This is a genomic window from Streptomyces viridosporus (genome assembly GCF_002078235.1).
Lineage (GTDB): Bacteria > Actinomycetota > Actinomycetes > Streptomycetales > Streptomycetaceae > Streptomyces > Streptomyces viridosporus.
The window spans coordinates 1-697 of sequence record NZ_MSGP01000955.1 but is presented as its reverse complement, the minus strand read 5'-3'; the positions used below and the strand labels follow the sequence as shown (position 1 = coordinate 697).

1 pseudogene is annotated in these 697 nt (G+C 68.0%); it reads right to left on the bottom strand.

Annotated elements, in window-relative coordinates:
* Positions 1 to 169: 169 nt before the first annotated feature.
* Positions 170 to 697, bottom strand: a pseudogene (locus B7L92_RS40885) (hypothetical protein); the annotation flags it as partial.

Below are 697 nucleotides of genomic sequence, written 5' to 3'. Positions count from 1 at the left end.
AGATGTATATAAGAGGCAGGTGCTCCGCTGACGGGTGCGGAGCTGGTGTGTGTGCACGGCCCGGGATCTCCCATGGGGCGCGGGGACGCTCAAGGAGGTCCGGGCCGTGCAGTTCTGATCGTGCCGTACGGAAGCGGGTTTGTCTGAGGTGCCTTCCCCCTGGGCTCGGTCAGGCAGCTGCGTCCTCGTGCGAGGGCCGGCCGAGGCCGACACGGACGGACTTGCCTTCCGCGACGCGGTGGAGTTTCCCGGCTGCTTCGAGGCGTCCGAGGGCGTTGGCGAACGTTCCGTCCTTCAGGCCGGTCGCGGCGAGGAGTTGCGCCCGGTCCATGTAGGCGATGTCGAAGTCGCCGGGTTCGATGTCGCTGGAGCCGTCGAGGTACTCCAGGTGGAGGGGGTCGGCTTCGTCGCGCAGCGCGGTGATGATCTTCTCTTCGGCGGTGGGTTCCTTCTTCTGGAAGTCGACGCCGGGGGCGATGACGGGTCGGTCATCGCTGTCGTCGCTGCTCGTGCCGTCTTCGAAGCCGGGCAGGGGGGTGTTGGCGAGTTCCTCCATGACGGTTTCGTCGCCCCACCAGGGGACATCTTCGGGGTGTGCGATCTGCTCGGGGCGGATGTGGGGGGTGGCGTCTTCGAGGGTGTCGATGCGCATCATGCCGGCGCGGCCGCCGGGGGCGGCGAGGTAGCCGAGGCCGAA